This window comes from Deltaproteobacteria bacterium, assembly GCA_022340465.1.
Classification (GTDB): Bacteria; Desulfobacterota; Desulfobacteria; order Desulfobacterales; family B30-G6; genus JAJDNW01.
This window is the reverse complement of sequence record JAJDNW010000123.1, coordinates 1-21,767: the sequence shown is the minus strand read 5'-3', so window position 1 is coordinate 21,767 and position 21,767 is coordinate 1. Positions and strand designations below refer to the sequence as shown.

General features: G+C 56.2%; 21 protein-coding genes and 1 pseudogene. 17 read left to right on the top strand and 5 right to left on the bottom strand.

What is annotated here, in order from left to right; all coding sequences use genetic code 11:
- Positions 1–1,033: glycosyltransferase family 4 protein (locus tag LJE94_16755; protein MCG6911752.1), on the bottom strand; the 1,033-nt coding region annotated here is incomplete at its 3' end.
- A gap of 767 nt (positions 1,034–1,800) precedes the next feature.
- On the opposite strand from LJE94_16755, the pseudogene LJE94_16750 reads away from it, so the two are divergent.
- Positions 1,801–2,700 (top strand): annotated as a pseudogene (locus LJE94_16750) (glycosyltransferase family 39 protein).
- A 642-nt stretch (positions 2,701–3,342) separates the two neighbouring features.
- Here the strand turns inward: LJE94_16750 and hldE are convergent.
- The 3 genes from hldE to rfaD are packed head-to-tail and all read right to left on the bottom strand — an operon-like array spanning position 3,343 to position 6,357.
- Positions 3,343–4,779, bottom strand: coding sequence for a bifunctional D-glycero-beta-D-manno-heptose-7-phosphate kinase/D-glycero-beta-D-manno-heptose 1-phosphate adenylyltransferase HldE (gene hldE, locus LJE94_16745; protein MCG6911751.1), 1,437 nt, complete (start codon positions 4,777–4,779; stop codon positions 3,343–3,345).
- The gene (gene gmhA / locus LJE94_16740) at positions 4,779–5,351 is read right to left on the bottom strand and encodes a D-sedoheptulose 7-phosphate isomerase (GenBank protein MCG6911750.1); all 573 of its coding nucleotides are present in this window, start codon (positions 5,349–5,351) and stop codon (positions 4,779–4,781) included. The genes hldE and gmhA overlap by 1 nt, the downstream gene beginning before the upstream one ends.
- Positions 5,352–5,388: 37 nt before the next feature.
- Positions 5,389–6,357, bottom strand: a complete 969-nt coding sequence (gene rfaD / locus LJE94_16735) for an ADP-glyceromanno-heptose 6-epimerase (protein MCG6911749.1) — start codon at positions 6,355–6,357, stop codon at positions 5,389–5,391.
- 439 nt (positions 6,358–6,796) lie between these two features.
- Here rfaD and LJE94_16730 point away from each other — a divergent pair, with 439 nt between their 5' ends.
- From LJE94_16730 to atpE, 15 genes are all read left to right on the top strand, one after another.
- Entirely contained in the window at positions 6,797–6,964 is a 168-nt protein-coding gene (locus tag LJE94_16730; protein MCG6911748.1) for a Trm112 family protein, read from the top strand.
- A complete protein-coding gene (locus LJE94_16725; GenBank protein MCG6911747.1) occupies positions 6,961–7,548 on the top strand; it encodes a DUF4416 family protein in 588 nt (195 codons plus the stop codon). Before LJE94_16730 ends, LJE94_16725 begins: the two co-directional genes overlap by 4 nt.
- Positions 7,514–8,395, top strand: a complete 882-nt coding sequence (locus tag LJE94_16720) for a YicC family protein (protein ID MCG6911746.1) — start codon at positions 7,514–7,516, stop codon at positions 8,393–8,395. The genes LJE94_16725 and LJE94_16720 overlap by 35 nt, the downstream gene beginning before the upstream one ends.
- Before the next feature lie 336 nt (positions 8,396–8,731).
- On the top strand, positions 8,732–8,980 hold the full coding sequence (locus tag LJE94_16715; protein ID MCG6911745.1) for a DUF370 domain-containing protein: 249 nt from the start codon (positions 8,732–8,734) through the stop codon (positions 8,978–8,980).
- 11 nt (positions 8,981–8,991) lie between these two features.
- Complete coding sequence (gene gmk, locus LJE94_16710) at positions 8,992–9,564, top strand: guanylate kinase (protein ID MCG6911744.1); 573 nt, start codon at positions 8,992–8,994, stop codon at positions 9,562–9,564.
- A 175-nt stretch (positions 9,565–9,739) separates the two neighbouring features.
- On the top strand, positions 9,740–10,495 hold the full coding sequence (gene rlmB, locus LJE94_16705) for a 23S rRNA (guanosine(2251)-2'-O)-methyltransferase RlmB (protein MCG6911743.1): 756 nt from the start codon (positions 9,740–9,742) through the stop codon (positions 10,493–10,495).
- A 181-nt stretch (positions 10,496–10,676) separates the two neighbouring features.
- A complete protein-coding gene (gene icd / locus LJE94_16700; GenBank protein ID MCG6911742.1) occupies positions 10,677–11,882 on the top strand; it encodes an isocitrate dehydrogenase (NADP(+)) in 1,206 nt (401 codons plus the stop codon).
- A complete protein-coding gene (locus LJE94_16695; protein ID MCG6911741.1) occupies positions 11,866–12,642 on the top strand; it encodes a ComF family protein in 777 nt (258 codons plus the stop codon). Before icd ends, LJE94_16695 begins: the two co-directional genes overlap by 17 nt.
- A gap of 23 nt (positions 12,643–12,665) precedes the next feature.
- Positions 12,666–13,445 carry a peptidoglycan editing factor PgeF gene (gene pgeF / locus LJE94_16690; protein ID MCG6911740.1) on the top strand — a complete coding sequence of 260 codons (780 nt, stop codon included), beginning with the start codon at positions 12,666–12,668 and terminating at the stop codon, positions 13,443–13,445.
- A 58-nt stretch (positions 13,446–13,503) separates the two neighbouring features.
- On the top strand, positions 13,504–14,361 hold the full coding sequence (locus LJE94_16685; GenBank protein MCG6911739.1) for a glycosyltransferase family 2 protein: 858 nt from the start codon (positions 13,504–13,506) through the stop codon (positions 14,359–14,361).
- Positions 14,358–15,176, top strand: a complete 819-nt coding sequence (locus tag LJE94_16680) for a dihydroorotate dehydrogenase electron transfer subunit (GenBank protein MCG6911738.1) — start codon at positions 14,358–14,360, stop codon at positions 15,174–15,176. Before LJE94_16685 ends, LJE94_16680 begins: the two co-directional genes overlap by 4 nt.
- Before the next feature lie 208 nt (positions 15,177–15,384).
- Positions 15,385–15,603: an AtpZ/AtpI family protein gene (locus LJE94_16675; GenBank protein ID MCG6911737.1), complete on the top strand. Its 219-nt coding sequence runs from the start codon at positions 15,385–15,387 to the stop codon at positions 15,601–15,603.
- Between the two features lie 20 nt (positions 15,604–15,623).
- The gene (locus LJE94_16670) at positions 15,624–16,010 is read left to right on the top strand and encodes an ATP synthase subunit I (GenBank protein MCG6911736.1); all 387 of its coding nucleotides are present in this window, start codon (positions 15,624–15,626) and stop codon (positions 16,008–16,010) included.
- 2 nt (positions 16,011–16,012) lie between these two features.
- Positions 16,013–16,702: a F0F1 ATP synthase subunit A gene (gene atpB, locus LJE94_16665; protein ID MCG6911735.1), complete on the top strand. Its 690-nt coding sequence runs from the start codon at positions 16,013–16,015 to the stop codon at positions 16,700–16,702.
- Between the two features lie 128 nt (positions 16,703–16,830).
- Complete coding sequence (gene atpE, locus LJE94_16660) at positions 16,831–17,115, top strand: ATP synthase F0 subunit C (GenBank protein MCG6911734.1); 285 nt, start codon at positions 16,831–16,833, stop codon at positions 17,113–17,115.
- A gap of 59 nt (positions 17,116–17,174) precedes the next feature.
- On the opposite strand, the gene uvrA is transcribed toward atpE, so the two are convergent.
- Positions 17,175–19,994 carry an excinuclease ABC subunit UvrA gene (uvrA, locus tag LJE94_16655; GenBank protein ID MCG6911733.1) on the bottom strand — a complete coding sequence of 940 codons (2,820 nt, stop codon included), beginning with the start codon at positions 19,992–19,994 and terminating at the stop codon, positions 17,175–17,177.
- 631 nt (positions 19,995–20,625) lie between these two features.
- On the opposite strand from uvrA, the gene LJE94_16650 reads away from it, so the two are divergent.
- On the top strand, positions 20,626–21,767 hold a 1,142-nt coding region (locus LJE94_16650; protein ID MCG6911732.1), incomplete at its 3' end, for a chromosomal replication initiator protein DnaA.

Below are 21,767 nucleotides of genomic sequence, written 5' to 3'. Positions count from 1 at the left end.
GATGCCGCGCATTGACGCCCATTTCCTCGCGTAGGCGATGGTTGGCGTATAAGCTTTGGATGGCTTCGCCCAGCGCTTTTTCGTCCTCCGGCTCAACGATGAAACCGTCGATCCCATGTCGTACCACCGAGCCCGAATTGGGGGTGGTGATGACCGGCAGCCCGCAGGCAAGGGCCTCGAAAACCGACTTCGAGGACCCTTCAAAAAGCGAGGGGAACACGAAGACATGATTTTTGGGGAGTTCGTCCGTGATGTCCATGAAGCCGTAGGTGTATACGCCGGAAACGTCCGCAAGCTGCTCTTGAACTTCGGTTTCCACCGTTCCGTAGAGGTGCAGTTCCGCTTCGGGGATGCCCAGCCGCTTCCAGACCCTGATAAGCTTCAAGATGCCCTTTCGGGCGGACACCTTTCCGGTGAAGGCGAACCGGATCGGCTTTGGAGCCCGGGACGGTGCCGGTCTGAACATCGTCGTGTCGACACCGAAGGGGATGTAGATAATCTTTTTATCGGGGATCCCCCAACCCAGAAGGGACTCCGTCACATAACCCGAAGGCGACAGAAAGCGATCGACCAGCGGCACTTCGTTCATGAAATCTTCGCCGCTGCGATATTCGAAACGCCTGGCAACGGTAACATCCCTGAGAATGACGGCGCCCGGATGCCGCTTTCGCACCGTCGCATAGGTTGCGGGCATCGACTCCCAGCTGTGAAACACCTTTATCGTACCGCTTTTAAGCCGCAACAGTTTCCGCGCCGTCAAGAGATCGAAGCCCCGCCAGGACGCTCTTCGCTTTCCCTGGGCCGATCCCGCCCTGGCCATCAACGATCGTCTGGCGCGGTACCAGAAGGACAGCGGAACCCGAATGGCGGCGACGTTGGGGGACTGGTAGGCCTGCGGTTCGACATCCTTGCAGTAGGCCAGCAGCTTCATGTTCTTTGGGGTGGCGCGGGCAATGTAGGCGCTGCGGGCGCCGTAGAGGTTGCGCCTCCCATAGACTGAGTTCATGGTGTGTACAATATCGGCTCGGATCATTTTTGTCTTCCGGAGGTTGTGGTCATGGGGTGGACTCCTCATCTGGGTTGCGAACCACCCCGCTAAAGGGCAGGTGGCCGGTGTCGGGTAAAAGACGGGAACCGTTTGCAGGGCACAGCACTAGCTGCAGGGCAAGCGAGCGTTTCCGCAGTTCAAAACGACCATGCCAAAACACGGCCCGTGCGTCAATATTTTATCGGATCTATAACCCGGAATAAGGCATAACGATTGCCGGGGCGGCATCACCCCTCGGTCGGCAGGTTTTTACCTTGTTATCGGTTATAGGTCCGTATATTGATTGTATTCATCATACGAATATTATACTAATTTTAATTCAGGACTGAGATCGATCGTTCTATAGTGGTTGCCGGAAAATGTTCCGAATGGCATGCATGGCCGTCCCTGATATTTTCAAGAAGGCATATCATTAACACTCTGTATGGCTGTCGCAGTGCCCAGCCGGATTGATATTGGTTCCAACAACTTGTTTTATTAAAAATCTGCCAAGCCTCATCATCCATCCGGCGGGCACAAAAAAGGCACCCTTTCGATGTGCCGCCTTGAAAATATCAGGGACGGCCGCTAGTTGGGAATAGACTTATGGCAATCGGTATAACCTTTAAGACGGTAAAACGATGACCGTTTATGCAAAAAAAGAGTTCCAGCTGCCGGCCCTGGCGCTGATCTGCTTCTGTTCATTTTTCGTCCATCTCGGGGCGCACGACGTCGACTTGATGGAGGCCCGCAATTTTGTAACCGCCCGGGAGATGGTGCGCTACCACAACTGGCTGATCCCCACGCTGAACGGCGAGCTGCGAGTCGCCAAGCCGCCTCTGCCGACCTGGATCACGGCAGCGGTAGGCCTGGCCGGAGGCGATGTCGACAATAAAACCCTCATGCGGCTTCCGGCCGCCCTGGTCGCCTCTCTGATGGTGTTCTCACTCTGGGGCTTGATGCGGACCTTTTCGGACGATGGCCTCCTGCCATTTTTCGGGGCGGCTGTATTGGCTACCAGTATGCTCATTATCGATAACGGACGCAGGGGCAACTGGGATGTTTACACCCATAGTTTCATGCTGGCCGCCATCTGGGCCCTGGCCTACGGTTGGCAGAGGGACACCGGCACGGGGGCACCCTTTCTGCTGGCAGGCCTGTGTCTGGCTTTTTCCTTCATGAGCAAGGGGCCTGTGGCCTTTTACGGGTCGTTGCTTCCCTTTGCGGGGGCATACGGCTTCGCCTACGGCTGGCGTCCTGTCCGAGAAAAATGGATCTGGCTCTGCCTTTCGCTGGCTGTTCTGGCCGTTGTCAGCAGCCTCTGGCCGCTTTACATTTACGCTGCCCATCCCGAGATCGTCAAAGCGATGGCCGCCCGGGAGGTTTCATCCTGGGCAAGCAGTCATGTGCGACCTTTCTATTTTTATGGATCCTTTCCCTTTTACACCGGGATTTGGGTCTTGTTCACCGTAGCGGGCTTTGTCAAACCCTATGCCGGCAAGCATGTCGATGCCTACGGGCGCTACCGATTTGTGCTGTGTTGGATCATCGTAAGCCTGGTGCTGCTGTCGATCATTCCGGAAAAAAAAGAGCGCTACCTGATCCCCGTCATTATCCCCACCGCCATGATGGTGGGACACATTTTTCGGTCACTGGTGCGGGTGTTCGGCCGGCAGACGCCCGGCCGGGGGGACCGGTGGCTGTTGTGGGCTCAAACGATCCTGGCGTGCGGGGTTGCGCTGGCGGCGCCGGTATTCCTGGGGGTTTTCGGATGGCGCCGGGCATTGATCACGGTGACCGGCCTTATTTTGTGGAGTGCGGCTTTTTGGGGCATCGCCGGTCTTACGGTGCTTTTTGGGGGGCGGCGCAAGGCGGGTGGTCTTTTCGTTCTCAACGTCGTGCTCGTGTGTCTGATCAACCTGTCGCTGCCGCCGATTCTCTATCGTTCGCCGGTTTTCAGGAACAATCCGCAATACCGCTCGCTCAGAGGCGTTCGGGAAATGAAGCGCCTTGAGGGCGTCGATTTTTACCATGCCGGGCGTATCGATCCCATTGAAGTTTGGGAAATCGGCAAGCGGGTTACGCCGATCAATTTCGAGAAGGGGGACCCTGCCATCCCAAGGCTGCCGCTGGTTTTGTTTTCGGACGCAAAGCCTTCCGCAATCATCCCGGGATCCTGGAAACGGCAGCTCGATATTGAAATTTTGGGCAGCTTCAGGTACGACCCCAGAAAGTACAAAAAGATTAAGTATGTGGCGCTGCTTCAAAAAAAGGCCCCGAAGCCGTTGCAGGGCAACGCCGGTCCGGGGATGTCGTCATTTTTGCTTGATGGCGTCGATCACATGGCTGCTGCTGATGCCGTCGATCAAAGGCACGATGACGGTTTGTCCCCCCCCCGCGGCGACGATGTCATGACCCACAACGGTTTCAGGCGTGTAGTCCCCGCCCTTGACAAGGACGTCCGGCTTTAGTCGACGGATGAGATCGATGGGTGTATCCTCGCCGAATACAACCACCAGATCAACGCCCCGTATGCTGGCCAGCAATTCGGCCCGTTCCTCCTCGGGCACGATAGGCCGCGAATCGCCCTTGAGGCGTTTGACCGAACTGTCCGAATTGAGGCCGACAATCAGCCTGTCGCCTTCAGCCGCTGCGGCGTGAAGCAGTTTGATGTGCCCCACATGCAGGATGTCGAAGCAGCCGTTGGTGAACACCACGAGGCGGCCGTCCCTGCGCCAGTCCGCGGCCATCTCCGCCGCCTGGTCGATCGTTACGACTTTTCGGGCGCCGGTGACGGTTCGACTCGACAGGGCCTGCCTGAGTTCGGCGTAGTTAACAGGCTGGGTTCCGATTTTTCCCACGACGATCCCGGCCGCCGTGTTGGCCAGACGGGCGGCATCGGTCATGGCCATGCCTGCGCTGCATGCGGCGGCAAGGGAAGCGATGACGGTGTCGCCCGCACCCGAAACGTCGAACACCTCCTGCGCTTCGGTGTCGATGTGGATCGCCGGTTTTGAACGGCGGAACAAAGACATTCCCCGCGCGCCCTGGGTCAGGAGCAGGTATTCGAGACCGCATGCCGCCATCACGCGTTCGGCCTGGCGTTGCAGTCCCTTTTCGTCGTGTTCCGGGAAGGGGGCAATGCGCTTGAATTCGGCGGTGTTGGGTGTAATACAGGTGGCGCCTTTATACCGTTCCCAGGAAAGGCCTTTGGGATCGACAAAAACGGGAATGTGTCGGTTGCGGCACTGTTGGATGATGCCGTGCGCGGCTTCCGATTCGAAGATCCCCTTGCCGTAATCCGAGATGACGACCGCATCGGCCCCATCCAGGCAGGTTTCGAACGTATTCAGCAGTTCCTGAACGGTCCGGCGGTCGATCCCCACCGATCTTTCCTCGTCCAGCCGTACCAGCTGCTGCCCCTGGCCCAAAACCCGTGTTTTTGTGGTGGTCGGATGGGTCTGGACAGCGACCAGGCGATGACGGATCCCCTCTTTTTCGAGGACACGCACCAGGATGTCGCCGTTGGTATCCATCCCCCTCAGCCCGATCAGCATGTGGCCGCAGTTCAAGCCTTTTAGATTCGTGGCCACATTGCCGGCGCCGCCGAGCGTCACGGTTTTCCGATTCACTATCACAACCGGAACGGGCGCCTCCGGCGAGATCCGATCCACTTCACCCCAGTAGTACCGGTCCAGCATGATGTCGCCAATGACCACCACGTACCTGCTGGAGAAGTCGGGGCAGTGCATTACCGGGGCCCCTTTTTTTCGATCAGGGCCGACTCGGCCGCGTCGGCCCAATAATGGAGAATGAAAATGTGCGCTTCCTGAATCCGCGCGGTGACGTTCGCAGCGACGTTGACGGCGGTATCGGCCTGTTCGGCGAGTTCACCGCCGTTGCCGCCTGTCAGGACGATGGTTTTAAGGCTGTTCTTACGCGCCTGGTGCAAGGCCTTGATCACATTTGCAGAATTTCCGGATGTTGAAATGCCGATCAAAATGTCGCCCGGCCGCCCGAGGGCTTCCACCTGCCTCGAAAACACGCTTTCATACCCATAGTCGTTGGCGACGGCTGTCACAACGGAAGTGTCGGTCGTCAGGGCGAGGGCCGGCCAGGCCGCTCTCTCTCGCGTGAAACGCCCCACAATTTCGGCGGCAAAGTGCTGGGCGTCCGCTGCGGAGCCGCCGTTGCCGCAGATCAAAATTTTATTCCCGCCCGCAAGCGCCTCGGTGATTATTTCTGCGGCGCCGGCTATGAGCTCCCTAAGCTTCCCAAGGGCCTCGAAACAGCGGATGTGTTCATTTAATGCGTCGTCAAACATGGTTTCTCATTTAATGATTGTGTTCAATGCCCGGATGCTAAAGATAGCAATCCTCTTCTTCGAGGTAGTTTTGGACATAGTCCAGCACGGCGGCCTCCAGGCTGGTAAATTCAACCGGACACCCGGCTTGGCCGAGTTTGTCCATTTCGGCCCGGGTGTAATATTGATAGCGGCCCTTCAATGTTTCTGGCATCTCGATGTAGGCGACGTTCTTTTTTTTCCCCATGGCACTGAAAAGGGCTGCCGCCAGATCGTTCCATGTCCGGTCCACTCCTGTGCCGACATTGTACACACCGCCGACATCGGGGTTCTGCAGCAGCCACCAGACGACATCGACACAGTCTTTGACATACACAAAGTCCCGGCTTTGAGCGCCGTCGGCAAATGCCGGGCGATACGATTTGAACAGCCTCAGGCTGCCGCTTTCACGGATCTGGTGATATCCCCGGTATACCATGCTGCACATGTCGACCTTGTGATATTCGTTGGGGCCGAAGACATTAAAAAATTTCAGACTGGCGATCCTGTCCAGAGCGCCTGTCCGCAGGGCCCACAGGTCGAAAAGCTGTTTCGAATAGCCGTACATGTTGAGCGGTTTGAGCTGCTTTATTTTTTCGATGCCATCCGAAAAGCCCGCCGAACCGTCCCCATAGGTGGCGGCGCTGGAGGCATTGATCATGCGGATATCGTTTTTCAGGGCATATTCAGCCAGGGCGGTCGAATAGTGGAAGTTGTTGCCCATCAGAAAGTCGGCGTCCGTTTCGGTGGTCGACGAACAGGCTCCCATGTGCACGATGGCATCGACGGGTCCGATTTTGCCTGCGCCAAGGGCCGCCAGAAACTCCGATTTGTGAACATAGTCCGTAAAACTGCGGTTTACCAGGTTCTTCCACTTGTCGGAACGGCCCAGGTTGTCGACCACGAGGATGTCTTCAATGCCCTCTGAATTGAGTTTCCAAACAACCGCACTGCCGATAAAGCCGGCGCCTCCGGTGACGATGTACATATATTCCTCGCTTCAGCGGCGTTGGCAATCGAGAATAAAATCGTGTTCCACGATTTTATGAAACGCGACTACGTCGCCCCTATGCGAAAGACCAAAATTCATATCCCTGCAGCAAACTGCAGGGTATTTCGGAATGTTGCCGGAATCCTCCGGATTCCGGTATCGCTCTTCCGCAAATAAATAAATCCTCATCTATAATTTGAATTCATCCCGCACTGCAAGCAGCCGGGAATTCGAATTTAAATCGACAAGAGGGTGCGACCGTCCGATCATTTGTCGATGTCGCGAAAACCGCTGCTTTATCGATGTAACAACTTGTCATCCCAAAGATTGTCGCTAATGAATGGCATAGCGATTTTATTTTTGCAAGCACCATTTTATTCTGTTATGAAACGACAGTTTACCCCAGCGTTGCAGCGTTGGGGATCAGGAGGTAACCATGGCACTCAGCAGTGAATTGCTGGATATTCTGGCCTGCCCCAAGTGCAAGGGGGATATCCATTTGAACGAAAAAGAAGACGGCCTCGTTTGTGAAAAATGCCGCCTGGTATATGAAATCAGGGAAGGCATTCCGATCATGCTGATCGACGAAGCCAAATCCCTATGAGCCGCCCCGTACCGCCGCGTCCGGCAAAGCTGGTCGCCGGTCTTTTTTTGAAGGAAAGAAGCCTGATCGGCCCGGTGGTGGAAGATTTGCAGGCCCAGTTCGGGCCTCTGGACCTGGTAAGTGGTTGGATTCCTTTTGACTTTACCTCTTACTATAGCCGGGAAATGGGTGAGCCGCTTTTCAGGCGGGTAATGGCTTTCGGCGGCTTGATAAACCAGGGCGCGCTGGCATCCATCAAGCGAACGACCAACGCCATCGAAGATACGTATGCCATCGAGGGCAAGCGCAGGGTCAATATCGATCCGGGGTATATGCTCGCCGAACGCTTCGTACTGGCCACCGGGAAAAACTTCACCCACCGCATTTACATCGGTGGCGGCATTTATGCCGACCTGACGCTGATGTACCAGAAGGGGGCTTTCAGGGCCCTTCCCTGGACATATCCGGACTATGCCGGGGAAAAAATGCAGGACTTTTTAACCCTGGTTCGCGACAGGTATCTCAGGGATATGAAATACGGACATCCACGGACACCCGACGAGGTAGGCAATGATCAAAAGCATGACGGCATACGCCGACGCTGAAAAGACTCAAAACAGTGTGAACGTCAAGATCGAGATGCGCTCCTACAACAGCCGGCATCTGGATATCAATTTGCGCATGCCGCAGGGATATCCGGCGGTCGAGGAAAAACTGCGGGCCCTGATAGCGGAAAGTATTGCCAGGGGGCGGGTCGAGGTCAGGGTGGCTGTTCGGGACGAATCCGAGGGATCGACGGCCTACGAAGTCGACGTTCCGAAGGCCAGGGCATACCAAAAGGCCTTGATTGAACTTAAGGAACTTATCGGCGCATCCGGAGAGATCCCCTTGGAGCTGATTGCGGCCAGGGGCGATATGATCAGACCCGTTGAGCAGCCCAGGGATGCCGACTACGTATGGCCGGTTGTTGCAACCTGTGCCCGGGAAGCGCTGGGGGCGGTGGATGTCATGCGCAGAAGAGAAGGCGCGCACATTGCCGACGACTTTGTTGTGCGGCTCAAAACGATCGAAAACCACCTGCTTGCGATCAGGGAAAAAAGCAAAGGCCTGCCGGCCCAATACCGGGACCGTTTGCGAGAGCGCATCCAGGTGCTTGCAAAAGACGTGATCAGGATCGACGAGGGGCGTGTGGAACAGGAAGCGGCGCTGCTGGCCGACAAGAGTGACATCTCCGAGGAGATCGTGCGAGCGGAGAGCCACATCAAACAGTTCCACACCATCATGGCCGGGGATGCGCCGGCGGGTCAACCGCTCAATTTTCTGCTGCAGGAATTCAACCGCGAATTCAACACCATCGGCTCGAAGACCGGGAAGTCGGAGGTGGCCCATATGGTGGTGGCGGTCAAGTCGGAGCTGGAGAAGCTCAGAGAGCAGGTACAGAACATCGAATAGTAACAGCGCTGCGCGCTGTCACGAAACGCGGCTGCGCCGCTCTTAATGTTCCATGCGGGGAATGGGAAATTGGTAATTATGAATTGTGAATTATAGATTACAGTGTTAGGTGGCGCTTCGTTTTTTTCAGGGCTGAAGCCCTGGATTACTGACCGCCGGTTAATCCACAATTCAAAACCCAATAAAGGGTTCGAGGGTTCCATGGGAAAGCTCATAGCTGATAGCACGTAGCTCATCGCCCGCTATCAGCTATGAGCTGTGAACTATTAGCTGCGTTTCACTCGGCTTCTTGACCCCATAAGTATTCGGCTTTCAACGAACGACAAAGGCAAACATATGGAAAAGGCTCTGTTGAATATCGGCTTCGGCAACACGGTGGTGGCCGAACGCGTGGTGGGTATCGTGGCCCCCAATTCCGCACCCATGAAGCGCCTGAAGGACGAAGCCCGGGAAGAGAGGCGGTTGATAGACGCAACCCACGGGCGGAGAACCCGCTCCATCATCGTCATGGACAGCAACCATATCGTTTTGTCCGCCATACAGGCGGAAACGATTTCCCAGAGATACGCGACCTTGAAAGAGTAGCAGGGACTGGTTTGGCTGAGAAATCGGGAAAAAAAGGGACGCTGCTAGTCGTTTCCGCACCCTCGGGAGCGGGCAAAACGACGCTGTGTGGAAGACTCCTGGACCGGTTTCCGGACATCTGTTATTCCGTCTCCTACACCACCAGGGATCCCCGGGCCGGAGAAAAGGACGGGGAGGACTATCACTTCATCTCCAGGGAAGATTTTCTGAAAAAACTGGATCGGGCCTACTGGGCCGAGTGGGCGTTGGTTCACGACAACTACTACGGCACCTCGGCGGCCTTCCTGTCAGATGCCCTGGCGGGCGGAAGGGACGTTCTTCTGGACATCGACGTGCAGGGCACCCTCCAGATTCTGGAGCGTTTCCCTGAAGCCGTCACGATATTCGTCATGCCGCCCTCGCTCGAGGTGCTCGGGCAGCGCCTCGAAGGAAGGGCGACCGACAGCCCGGAAACCATCCGCAAGCGTTTGCGCAATGCGGTCAGGGAAATGGCGCAAAAAAACATCTACCGCCACATCGTCGTCAACGACGAACTGGAAAAGGCTGCCGGTGAACTGATTGCCATTGTCGAAAGCTACCGGTGAGGTGTCAGAGGTCAGCGGTCAGAGGTCTAAGATGAACGTCCAACATCGAAAAAGTGACAACTTAAGATCAGGACTTGACCAGATCGGAGATCGGCGGTCGGTTTGACGAGCTGACGAAATCAACGCATATGTGGCGGCGCAGCCGCATTCAATTTTAGTGCGCAGCGATAAAATTATGGAAATCCTGTACGGCTACCACCCGGTAAATGAGGCGTTGAGGGCGGGGAGAAGGACCATCCGGGAGATCTGGCTGTCTCGCGGCGGGGTTACGCCGCGCTTGAAAGCGCTCGAGGAAAGGGCGGCGGCGGAAGGGGTCCCGCTTTCACGCGTGTCGCCCCGTCGGTTGTCCGCCATGGCTGAAACAGGGCAGCATCAGGGAGTGTGTGCCGCCGTGTCGGGATTTCCATACCAGGGACTCGACGAAATTCTTGCACCGGTGGACGGTGGGGGTGCCCCGTGCCTGCTGCTGCTGGACAGCATCCAGGATCCCCACAATCTGGGGGCTTTGATACGGACGGCGTATTGCGCCGGCATTTGGGGTGTGGTGATAGCCAAGGACCGGTCGGCGACGCCCACGCCGACCGTCTCAGGCGTTTCAGCCGGTGCCTTGGAGCATACCCGGCTGGCCCGTGTGACCAATCTGGTGAAGACGATCACCGCCGTCAAATCGGCCGGCCTATGGGTGGCGGGGCTCGATCGCGCGTCAGGGGCCGGCCTTTTTCAAGCCGATTTATCGGGCCCTGTGGCCATTGTCGTCGGCAGTGAGGAGAAAGGCTTGCGGCCGCTGGTTAGGAAAAACTGCGATATGCTGATCGGCATTCCCCAGGTGGGCCGCGTCGACTCGTTGAATGCCTCGGTTGCCGGGGGGGTGGTCATGTATGAAGTGTACCGGCAGCGGTTGGAGCGCCAAGGCAGCGACGGATCGGCCTGAAGAAGGGCGTTGGGCCGGCCGATGACGTTCTTCATAAGCCGCCGGCTCAGCCGGCGGGAATAGAAAAGGGTCTACCGACCCGGTGAGGTTTCCATGCGGCAGACTTGTTTCCGTAGCGATCGCCGGTGGAAGTGGCATTTTATCTCGTTCCCCGTAGGGGAGGGTAAAAGAGAGGATCGCAATGAAAATAACGAAAAAAGAGGGCAAGCTGGAGGTCCCGGACCATGTAACGATTCCTTTTGTCGAGGGTGACGGAACCGGTCCGGACATTTGGAACGCTTCCCGGCTGGTTTTTGACGAGGCCGTGAAAAAAGTCTACAAAGGCGGGCGCGCTGTTGCCTGGCTTGAAGTGCTGGCCGGAGAAAAGGGCTTTAACGCGACCGGTGAATGGCTGCCGGAAGAGACCCTGGATTCGATCCGGGAGCACGTGGTGGCCATCAAGGGGCCTCTGACGACGCCGGTGGGCGAGGGTATCCGCAGCGTGAACGTCGCCATCCGCCAGCAGCTGGATTTGTTTGCCTGTGTGCGTCCGGTAAACTACATCGATCCTGTCCCGAGCCCCTTGAAACATCCCGAGAAGGTGGACATGGTTATCTTCCGGGAAAATACCGAAGACCTGTATGCGGGGATCGAATGGCAGGCCGGCAGTGAGGAAGCCGGAAAAGTAAGCAAGTTTCTGTCGGAAGAGATGGCGACGGTGCTGCCTCCCGATGCGGGCATCGGCATCAAACCCATCAGCGCGGCCAAAACGAAGCGCCTGGTGGCGTCCGCCATCGCCTATGCCCTGGAAAACCGAAAGTCGAGCGTAACGCTGATGCACAAGGGCAACATCATGAAATTCACGGAGGGGGCCTTCAGAAACTGGGGCTACGAAGTGGCGGCGGAACGCTTCGGCGACAAGGTCATTACCGAAGAAAGCGTATTTGCGAAACACGGCGGTGAGCCTCCGGAGGGCAAGTTGGTGATCAAGGACCGAATTGCGGATATGCTGTTCCAGCAGGTGTTGCTGAGGCCCGAAGAGTTTCAGGTGATTGCGACGCCGAACCTGAACGGGGACTACCTGTCGGACGCGCTGGCGGCACAGGTCGGCGGCTTGGGGATGGCCCCGGGGGCAAACATTGGTGACGCGTGTGCCGTATTCGAGGCGACCCATGGCACCGCCCCCAAATATGCCGGCCAGGACAAGGTGAATCCCAGTTCGCTCATTCTTTCCGGCGCCATGATGTTCGACTATCTGGGGTGGAAGGAAGCGGCGTCCGCGATTCGCCGATCCCTGCAGCTTACCATCAAGGAGGGCACGGTTACCTATGACCTGGCCCGCCAGATCGCCGGCGCCAGAAAGGTCAAATGCTCGGCGTTTGCCGAAAGGATTGCTAAGAATTTATAATATCCTGAAAAACGCCTTGTTTCCGCCTGTCTGCAAGGCGTGCGGCCGGTTTTTTCACGTGGCGATCGATGGGCGGGACCCGGCCGCCGCGAAAGCACCGGCCGGACTGGAGGCGCTCTTTCGCCGCCTGATGGCGGAGCACCTCTGTCACGGGTGCTTGAAGCGTTTCGAGGCCGCCGAATCTCCCATATGTGTTCGCTGCGGACTCATATTCAAAAGCAGGCAAGGCGGGGATCACCTGTGCGGGGAGTGTCTCGGCGGCGAAAAGCCCTTTGGCATCGCCAGGGCGGCCGGCGTCTACGACCAGGCGCTCATGGCGGTTATCCACGCCTTCAAATACAAGGGAAGGATCCAGCTGGGCCCTCCGTTGGCGGATCTTCTGGCCGCGCTTTACAAGCGCCACTGGCGGGAAAGGACGATCGACCTGGTCATACCTGTCCCTCTGCACCCCTCACGCTACCGGGCGCGTGGTTTCAACCAGGCCTATCTGCTGACGCGCTCCTGGGGAGACCCGGTGGACCAGGGCGTTCTTGTGCGCCGACGGAAGACGGCATCCCAAACGGGCCTGGGGAGGCGGAAACGGCTGACGAACATCCGAGGGGCCTTTTCGGTCAAAAGCCCGGCTAAAGTTAAAAACAGGCGTATTCTGCTGGTGGACGACGTTTACACCACCGGATCCACGGTGAACGAATGTGCCCGGACGCTTTTAAAAGGAGGCGCCAGGGAGGTGGATATCCTGACACTGGCGCGGGCCGTATGAGCCGGAAAAATGCAGGGGGCGCGGTGACGGCATCCAGAGAAAATTTGGAGACACTGCAATTTCCGATGCTTTCGGAAATTTCACATGTTCAGCACGCTGTCTTTACACGCAACGGCGGGTTCTCCAAGGCCCCTTTTGACAGTCTCAATGTAGGGTTCAGTGTGGGCGACCGCGACGATGTGGTTTCCAAGAACCGCGAGGCGGTTGCCGAATATCTCAGGGCAGGGCGGCTGGCTTTTGCCGGGCAGGTTCATGGCAGCGATATCCTGGTCATCGAAGATGTGCCCGGGCATGGCGTGAATCCCCCTTTTTTTCACGCCGGCACCGGGGATGCCATGATGACGGATCTTCCGGGCGTTTACCTGGTCATTCAGACGGCGGATTGTCAGGCTGTCATGTTGGTCGACCCGCAGAAAAATGTAGTCGCCAATGCGCATGTGGGATGGCGGGGAAATACGCAGAATATTCTCGGTCGAACGGTAGGCGAGATGCAGCGGAGGTTCGGCAGCGACCCTTCGGACGTGAGAGCGGCTGTCGGTCCGTCTCTCGGCCCCTGCTGTGCGGAATTCGTCAATTATCGGACGGAATTCCCTCGGGAATTCTGGCGTTACCGGGACGATCGAGACCGATTCGATCTGTGGGCCGTCAGTTTCGATCAGCTTGCGGCGGCAGGCCTGCCAAGAGAGAACATATGGTTAAGCAGGGTGTGTACGAAATGCCATGACGCACGGTTTTTTTCATACCGCGCCCACGGCGTCACGGGACGTTTCGCCTCCGCCATCGGCTTGCGGCAGGACCCGTGAGGCGCGATCACGAAAAAAAAAGCGAATTCAGGCCATCGCCTGTGGAAGGGACAGTGTATTGGCTAACAACTTGTATGGCGTCTGCATCGTAAAGAATGAAGCGGACATTATCACTTTTTCGCTGACGCACGCGTCCAGATTCTGCAAAGCCATTTATGTCCTCGACAACGGCAGCACCGACGACACGTGGGAACGCGTGACAGCGCTCAGCGCACGCAACCCGGCGATCGTTCCATTTGAAAAAAAGGCGTGTCGCTACGGCGTGGGGCTGCGGGGGTATATCTACAACCGCGTCCGCCGGGAATTCAAAGAAGGTGACTGGGTCCTGATTCTCGACAGCGACGAATTTCTCGAAAACGATCCCGAACCGGACATCGCCTACTGTGAGGGCCGCGGCTTTGAATTGATTTTCACCCTCCAGGCCCAGTTTTACGTTACCCCGCGCGATTTTGAGAAACCATGGTACCGGAAAGGCCACGATTCGATCGACAGCTTCGAGGTCCTGCCGGCCCATTTCCAGATTAACTATAGCGAACCGAGGCTTTTCAAACACACGTCCTCTCTCGAGTGGCCGGACCTGGACGACCGGGGAAACCCCACTCAGATTTCCTATCCAAACGGACTGGGGAAACGGTCTCCCCGCAAGGTTGTCAATCGCCACTACCAATATCGTTCCATTCCCCAGATGCGACAACGCCTGGCGCTGCGATCGAGGGTCCATTTGGAAACCGGGCGGTTCAAGCACAATCGGGAAGAGGATTTCCAAACATATATCCGCGATGACCGGCGCTTGAAATCGTGGCAAACCGGCCAACAGATTCTTCCGACGCCTTTTGATTTTTTCAGGCTTTATCTCATAAAGCGATCCAGAAGACTCAGGAAAATAATTGCCGACAGGACCCTGCTGAAGAGATGAAAAAAACCAACACCAAACGGTGCTTGTCAGGCGCGAAGATATGCTCAAACCGCGAGATCGGCCCGGGATATTTTCAGATGCGCATTGCCTGTGACGAGGGCTACCGGAAAGCCGTGCCGGGGCAGTTTGTCATGATCCGCCTGACCGGGCAAACGGCGCCCCTGCTACGAAGGCCCTTTTCGATTCACAATCTGGTGAGGGAAGCGGGTCGCTCGATCGGCTTCGACATTCTGTACAAGACCGTTGGCGCCGGCACGGAGGCGCTTTCCATGAGCCGGCCCGGGGATGTGGTGGATGTCCTCGGGCCTCTTGGACGGGGGTTTTCGATTCGAGACGGATTCAAGGCCGTCCACATGGTAGCAGGCGGCATCGGCATCGCCCCGTTTGTTTTCCTGGCCGAACACCTGAGGCGGCGGGGCATGTCCGGTTCGCAGATTACGCTTTTCATCGGCGGCAGGTCGGCTGGAGACCTGGTGTGCCTTGACAGGTTCGAGCGCCTGGGCATCCGTATCAGGATTACCACCGATGACGGCAGCGCCGGAAGCCGTTGTCTGGTCACGCAACCGCTGGCCGAAAGCCTGGGCGGTGAAAGACCGGACATCGTGTTCGCGTGCGGCCCCAGCTCCATGCTGCGTGAGGTGTCGGCTATTTGCCGTAAGGAAGGCATTGCCTGCCAGGTTTCCATCGAGACGCTCATGGCCTGCGGTATGGGAGCCTGCCTGGGGTGCGCCGTGGAGAGCAGCTCGCCGGACTCGCCCTACCGGCATGCATGTATCGATGGGCCGGTATTCGATGCCGGAGAGATTGTTCTGTGAGGGGCAGGAGGGCGGTTGCCCCCGGGCAAGGGCTACATCACTCGCAGAGCCCGCAGAGGTTTAAAAAGCGGCGGAGCCGCGTCACATGACAGGGCGGCACGCGCTTTTATTTTTCGTTGACTTGCCCAAAATCCTGTGTTAGGTCGTTTTATTCTGAGCCGAACCGGCAGGGGGCGGCGGATTCCAACGGTATGAAGCGTTCTTTCAAATGAAAGAGGATACCAAGCGTTCGATAAGGGAGCTTGCCTACTTCAGCAGCATAGGCCTCGCGGTGGCGCTGTCCATTTTTATCGGTCTCGCTTTCGGACTGTGGCTGGACCGTAAATTCGGCACCGCCCCCTGGCTGATGTTTGTCGGTTTGTTCATGGGGATCGCGGCCGGATACCGCAATATCGGCCTGGCCATCAGAAAAAGTCGCAAACTCTAACGGAAACCGAAATATCCACAGTGAACATACAGGAAAGACTTTTAAAATTCGTAACCCGATCCAACTGGATCCTTTTTGTCGCGGCTAGCACCTTCGGGCTTCTTTTCTGTCAGGCCGGCTTTGCCAGTGGCATTATCTTCGGTGGGCTCATCGTAACGATCAATTTTCATCTTTTGTCCCGGACCCTCCGCAAGGCCCTGACTCCGCCCAGGCTCACATCCCACAACGTTGTTCTGGCTAAATACTACCTGCGGTTCTTCGTAAGCGGACTGATCCTCTTCATTTTGATTTCCAGGGGCTACGTGGAGCCGTTGGGCCTGTTTGTCGGCCTGTCCGTCGTGGTCGCCAGCATCATGCTGGCCACGCTGATCGAGGTTAAAAATTTAATTTTCAAGGAGGCACTGTAAGGATGGAACACCCCTATCTATTTTTTGTAAAGTTTTTTGAAGTGATCGGTTTAGCGCATTTTGCGCATGCCTACCCGCACGTCGTCTACATGTGGGTTGTCATGGCACTTCTTATCATCCTGGGTGCCATTGCGGCTAAGACGGTCACGCTGGTTCCTTCCAAAGGCCAGAACTTTTTTGAAATCCTCATTTCGGGTCTGGAAGAGTTCGCCGTGACGATCACCGGCGATGAGGGGCGCTGGCTTTTTCCGATAGTAGGCACCGTTTTTATTTTTATCGCCGCCAGCAACCTTATCGGGCTGGTACCCGGATTTTTTCCGCCGACGGCCAACCTCAACACGACCCTGGCATGCGCCCTCTGCGTCGTCGTTTTCACGCATGTCATCGGCATCAAATATCACGGGGCCAAATACATCAAACATTTCCTGGGACCTGTATGGTGGATGATCCCCATCATCCTGCCCATCGAGATCATTGGGCATCTTGCCCGGATACTTTCCCTTTCCTTCCGGCTTTTCGGGAACATGATGGGGCATGAACTGGTTCTGGGCATTCTTTTCTTTTTGGCGGGCGCCTTTTTCGCACCGCTGCCGATCATGGCCCTGGGTATTTTCGTGGCCCTGGTGCAGGCCTTTGTCTTTTTCCTGCTGTCGGTCATGTATTTTACCGGTGCCATGGAGCACGCGCACTAAAAGGGAGGCGTAAACTCCCTCGCAGTTGGTGTCACCGGCCTGCTGAATGGGCGGCGGTCCGAGTGATGAGATAAATGGGTAGATGGAAGAAGCGAACTATTAATCACTAACAAGGAGGAACAGTAGGTATGGAAGCAACAGCATTAAGTTTTTTTATTGCATGCGTAACAGCAGCAGGGTTCGGAATCGCCATTGCGGCCTTCGGCTGCGGCCTGGGTCAGGGCCTCGGCCTCAAATCGGCCGTTGAAGGCATTGCAAGAAACCCGGAATCGTCGGGTAAGGTTACCGTTACCCTGCTGATCGGTCTTGCCATGATCGAATCTCTCTGTATTTACGCACTGGTTGTTTCTCTGATTCTTATTTATGCACATCCGCAAGCCGCGGCGATCGCCGGTCTGCTGGGTGGTCATTAAGAGCAACTGGTAGTACCAATAAGAAGGGTCCCGTTCTGCGTTGCAGGTCGGGGCCCTTTTTATTTTGCAAGATAGCGTTTCAAATACCGCCCCGTGTGCGATTCCGGAATCGCGGCAATCGCCTCAGGGGTGCCGGTGCCCACTACATACCCGCCTTCGTCCCCGCCCTCCGGCCCGAGATCGATCACGTGGTCGGCCGTTTTGATCACGTCCATGTGGTGTTCGATAATCACGACCGTATTGCCGCTGTCCACCAGACGGTTCAGAACGGTGAGCAGTTTGTGGATATCGTCCGTGTGAAGTCCGGTGGTGGGTTCGTCCAGGATGTAAATGGTCCTGCCCGTACCTTTTTTACCGAGTTCGCGGGCCAGCTTTACGCGTTGCGCCTCCCCGCCGGAAAGCGTCGTGGCCGGCTGGCCGATTTGGATGTAGCCCAGGCCGACTTCCACGAGGGTCCGGAGCTTCGTGCTGATGTTGTCTATTCTTTCAAAGAATCTGAGCGCCTGGTTAACCGTCATGTGCAGGACGTCGGCAATGTTGCGCCCCTTGTATTTAACTTCGAGCGTCTCCCGGTTGTACCGTTTGCCGTGGCACACGTCGCAGGCGACGTAAACATCCGGCAGGAAGTGCATTTCGATTTTGACGATGCCGTCCCCGCGGCAGGCTTCGCACCGGCCGCCCTTGACGTTGAAGCTGAAACGGCCGCCCTTGTATCCCCGCATGCGTGCCTCCGGCGTTCTGGAAAAGAGGTCGCGGATGGGGGAAAACACACCGGTGTAGGTTCCCGGGTTGGACCGGGGAGTCCTTCCGATGGGGGACTGGTCGATGTGGATGACCTTGTCCACATGTGCCAACCCGGTAATGGCCGTATGAGCTCCCGCCCGAATGTTGGCGTGGTACAGCTTCTGAGCAAGGGCCGGGAAAAGGGTCTGGAGAATAAGGCTGGATTTTCCGGAACCCGACACGCCGGTGATGCAGGTCAGCCGTCCCAGCGGTATCGAAACGTCGATATTTTTCAAATTGTTCTGCGCGGCGCCGTGCAGCGTGACCTTGTGCCCGTTGCCTGCCCGTCGCCGGTCGGGGAGCTCGATGCGTTTACGGCCGGAGAGGTAGAGCCCGGTCAGGGAATCGGGATGGTTGACAAGCGCCTCGGGCGGGCCTGAAAAAACCACCCGGCCGCCGTTGACACCGGCTCCCGGTCCCATGTCGACCACGTAGTCCGCCGTCTGAATGGTGTTGTCGTCATGTTCGACGACAATCACCGTATTGCCCAGATCGCGCATCCTCTTCAATGCGTCCAAAAGGCGTTGATTGTCTTTCTGGTGAAGACCGATGCTGGGCTCGTCCAGGACATAGAGCACGCCGCTCAACTTCGACCCGATCTGAGTGGCCAGGCGGATGCGCTGGCTTTCGCCTCCCGACAGGGTGTTGGCCGATCTGTCCAGGGTCAGGTAGGGCAGCCCCACGTGGGCAATAAAACCCAGGCGTTCCCTGACTTCCTTTAAAATTTTTTCGGCGATGATGCTTTTTTTTCCGGAAAGTTGGAATACGCCGAAGAACTCGATGGCGCCTGAAACGGACAACTTGCTGATTTCGTGGATATTGAGACCGTTGATTTTGACGGCGCGACTGGCCCTGTTCAGCTTGGCCCCCCCGCAGGCCCGACAGGGGTTGAAGCTCATGTACTGCTTGATCTCCTCTCTGGAACTGGCGGATCCCGTTTCCATGTAACGCCGCGTAAGATTGGGGATGATGCCCTCGTAAGTTTTGCGGTAGGTGACACGGCGCCGGTTGCGTTCGAAGTAGAAGGGTATTTCCTCGCCTTCGGACCCATAAAGAAGGACGTTCCTGAATTGCTGCGGGAGATCCTTATAGGGGGTGTAGATATCGGTGCGGTAGTGCGCGGTAAGGGCATCCAGAAATTCGGCAAAGTGAACCGTATTTCGGTTGGCCCACGGTTTCACGGCCCCTTCTCTTATGGACAGGTCGGGGTTGGGAACGATCAGGTCGGGGTCGATGTCGGTAATGGCACCCAGTCCGTTGCATTTCGGGCAGGCACCCTGGGGGGAGTTGAAGGAGAACGAGGCCGGTGAAAATTCCGGATAACTGATCCCGCAATGCCGGCAGGCGGCCTTTTCACTGAAAAGGATGCTGTCCTGCCCGGGAATGTCAAAGGTGACGAGGCCGCCTGACAGCGACAGGGCCAGCTCCAAAGAATCGGCAAGCCTGTTGCGCATCGCGTTTTTCACCACCAGACGGTCGACAACGACATCGATGGTGTGCCTTTGGCGCTTGTCGAGCGTGCCGATCGTTTCGAGTTCCCGGATGGTTCCATCAACCTTGACGCGTGCATACCCCTCTTTTGTCAGACGGTTCAAAAGTTTCCGTTGGCTTCCTTTCTGATCGGCGACCAGCGGGGCCAGTACGATCAGTTTGGTCCCTGCGGGCCGCTGCATGACACGGTCCAGAATTTGGTCGACACTCTGGGGAGTTATCGGTCTTCCGCACTGGTAACAGTGGGCCGTTCCAACCCGGGCAAAAAGGAGTCGCAGGTAGTCGTATATTTCCGTTACGGTCCCCACGGTGGACCGGGGGTTGTGTCCGGCCGACCGCTGCTCGATGGCGATGGCCGGGGAAAGGCCTTCGATCAGGTCAACATCCGGTTTCTCCATGCGTTCCAGGAATTGGCGGGCGTAGGTGGAGAGAGATTCCACATACCGGCGCTGGCCCTCGGCATAGAGCGTGTCAAAGGCAAGGGTCGACTTGCCTGATCCTGAAAGACCGGTAACGACTACCAGCTTGTTGCGCGGCAGGGTGACGTCGATGTCTTTCAGGTTGTGCTGGCGCGCACCCCGGATGATGATTTCGTCGGTTTGCATAAAAATCCAGTATACCAGAATCTCTCGGTGTTCAGCAAGGGCAGTATTTTCGCAGCGCGAATCGGATCGCTATCGGAATCGGGAGGGGTCGTATCGATTTCGATGGCGATTCGATTTGGATGACGCCGTTCGATCGGACGATACCCAGCGGCTTGTCGCGGTGTGTTTTCATTAAATTAATAATAAAGCAGGGTTAGCGTTCTGTTAGCATGCCGAAAAAATAATTATGAAAATAGGAGGAAATAGGTATAAATCAAAGAAAATAGGAGAAAAGGGAATTGTTAATAACTTGTTGATAAGGATGGATCTGCTTAAAATCCTTGGAGAAAAATTGAAAACGAAAGACCCTTGAATTGAAGCGGGTTGTATTGTAGCATATTATTTAAAACAATAAAATCAAAATGATATGAGGTGGGTAATTGCCGTTTTAAACCACTCGCCAGATTCGGCACCATCCGGTTTGACATTGTTGGGCCAATTGAATAAATCTCACCTCGGTTTGACGGGATTCTCAACGAGTTTGGTTGTAATTCTAACAAACCGAAATTTTTTATATTTTTTTGTCTCGATTTGCAATCCCCATAACAATTTGTAAGTTTCATTGATCTGGACTGGAGAAAGACATCCTCGTATGGAAGCAATATGGAATGAAGCTAAAAATGCGGTAAAGGGGAGAATACCCGAACACAGCTACAGAATGTGGATCGAGCCCGTCGTGTTTGAAGAAACCACGCCGGACGGTATTGCTGTCACATGCCCCAACTTGATCTATCAGAAAAAAATCGAAGAACACTATGCCGGGCTGATTGAGTCGGAAATGGGCCGTTTGGCAAACGTCGACTGCAAGCTGCACATCAATGTGTCGGGAAAGGCGCCGGAAGGGGAAGCATCCACCCCCAAACACCGCCAGCTGGCGCTGCCGGCTATCACTCCCGGACAGTATTGCGGCAGGATGTTGCGCGGCAACTATACCTTCGATCAATTCGTTGTCGGGGAGAATAATGGATTCGCCTACTCGGCAGCCCTGTCACTGGCATCGAAAACGAGCCATCAACAGAACGCGCTTTTTTTACTTTCAGAGACCGGAAACGGCAAAAGCCACCTGTCGCAGGCGGTCGGTCACCATATCCTTGCCGAATTTCCATCGGAGCGGGTCTGCTACGTCACGGCGGAAGATTTCGCCAATGAAATGGTCTGCGCCTTTCAGACCAACGCGATCAATACATTCAAGGATAAATACCGTGAAAAGTGCGATGTGCTGCTGTTGGAGGATGTTCACTATCTGACCGGCAAGAATCGCACGCAGGTTGAGCTGGCCCTCACGCTGGATACGCTGTTCGATGCCAACAAAAAGATCATTTTTTCCAGCTGCTACCTGCCCGGCGACATTCCCAAACTCAATGATAAGCTGCGGTCTAGGCTTTCCTGCGGGTTGATCTCTTCGATGGAGGCGCCGGATTTTCGTACGAGAGTGCGCATATTGAAGAAAAAATCGATCCTGAACGACTTTGATGTTCCTGATGATGTCATTGAATACCTGGCCGGAGAACTGACCGACAATGTGCGGCAACTGGAAAGCGGCCTGATCGGTGTCGCAGCCAAATCATCTCTTTTGGGTGTGCCCATCGACCGGGACCTGGCCGAAAGCATCGTGAAAAACATTGCCCGGCAGAAGGATGTCATCACCATCGACACGATCAAGAAACTCGTTTGCAAGTACTACAAGGTTACGCAAAAAGAGCTCGTTTCCCGGTCCCGCAAACAGCGAATCGT

Coding starts and splice junctions, on each gene's coding strand:
- LJE94_16675 (MCG6911737.1), top strand. CDS start 15,385: ATGAAAGAGGATACCAAGCGTTCGATAAGGGAGCTTGCCTACTTCAGC.
- LJE94_16680 (MCG6911738.1), top strand. CDS start 14,358: ATGAAAAAAACCAACACCAAACGGTGCTTGTCAGGCGCGAAGATATGC.
- atpB (MCG6911735.1), top strand. CDS start 16,013: ATGGAACACCCCTATCTATTTTTTGTAAAGTTTTTTGAAGTGATCGGT.
- rfaD (MCG6911749.1), bottom strand. CDS start 6,357: ATGTACATCGTCACCGGAGGCGCCGGCTTTATCGGCAGTGCGGTTGTT.
- LJE94_16730 (MCG6911748.1), top strand. CDS start 6,797: ATGGCACTCAGCAGTGAATTGCTGGATATTCTGGCCTGCCCCAAGTGC.
- LJE94_16715 (MCG6911745.1), top strand. CDS start 8,732: ATGGAAAAGGCTCTGTTGAATATCGGCTTCGGCAACACGGTGGTGGCC.
- uvrA (MCG6911733.1), bottom strand. CDS start 19,994: ATGCAAACCGACGAAATCATCATCCGGGGTGCGCGCCAGCACAACCTG.
- gmhA (MCG6911750.1), bottom strand. CDS start 5,351: ATGTTTGACGACGCATTAAATGAACACATCCGCTGTTTCGAGGCCCTT.
- hldE (MCG6911751.1), bottom strand. CDS start 4,779: ATGCACTGCCCCGACTTCTCCAGCAGGTACGTGGTGGTCATTGGCGAC.
- icd (MCG6911742.1), top strand. CDS start 10,677: ATGAAAATAACGAAAAAAGAGGGCAAGCTGGAGGTCCCGGACCATGTA.
- LJE94_16720 (MCG6911746.1), top strand. CDS start 7,514: ATGATCAAAAGCATGACGGCATACGCCGACGCTGAAAAGACTCAAAAC.
- LJE94_16725 (MCG6911747.1), top strand. CDS start 6,961: ATGAGCCGCCCCGTACCGCCGCGTCCGGCAAAGCTGGTCGCCGGTCTT.
- rlmB (MCG6911743.1), top strand. CDS start 9,740: ATGGAAATCCTGTACGGCTACCACCCGGTAAATGAGGCGTTGAGGGCG.
- atpE (MCG6911734.1), top strand. CDS start 16,831: ATGGAAGCAACAGCATTAAGTTTTTTTATTGCATGCGTAACAGCAGCA.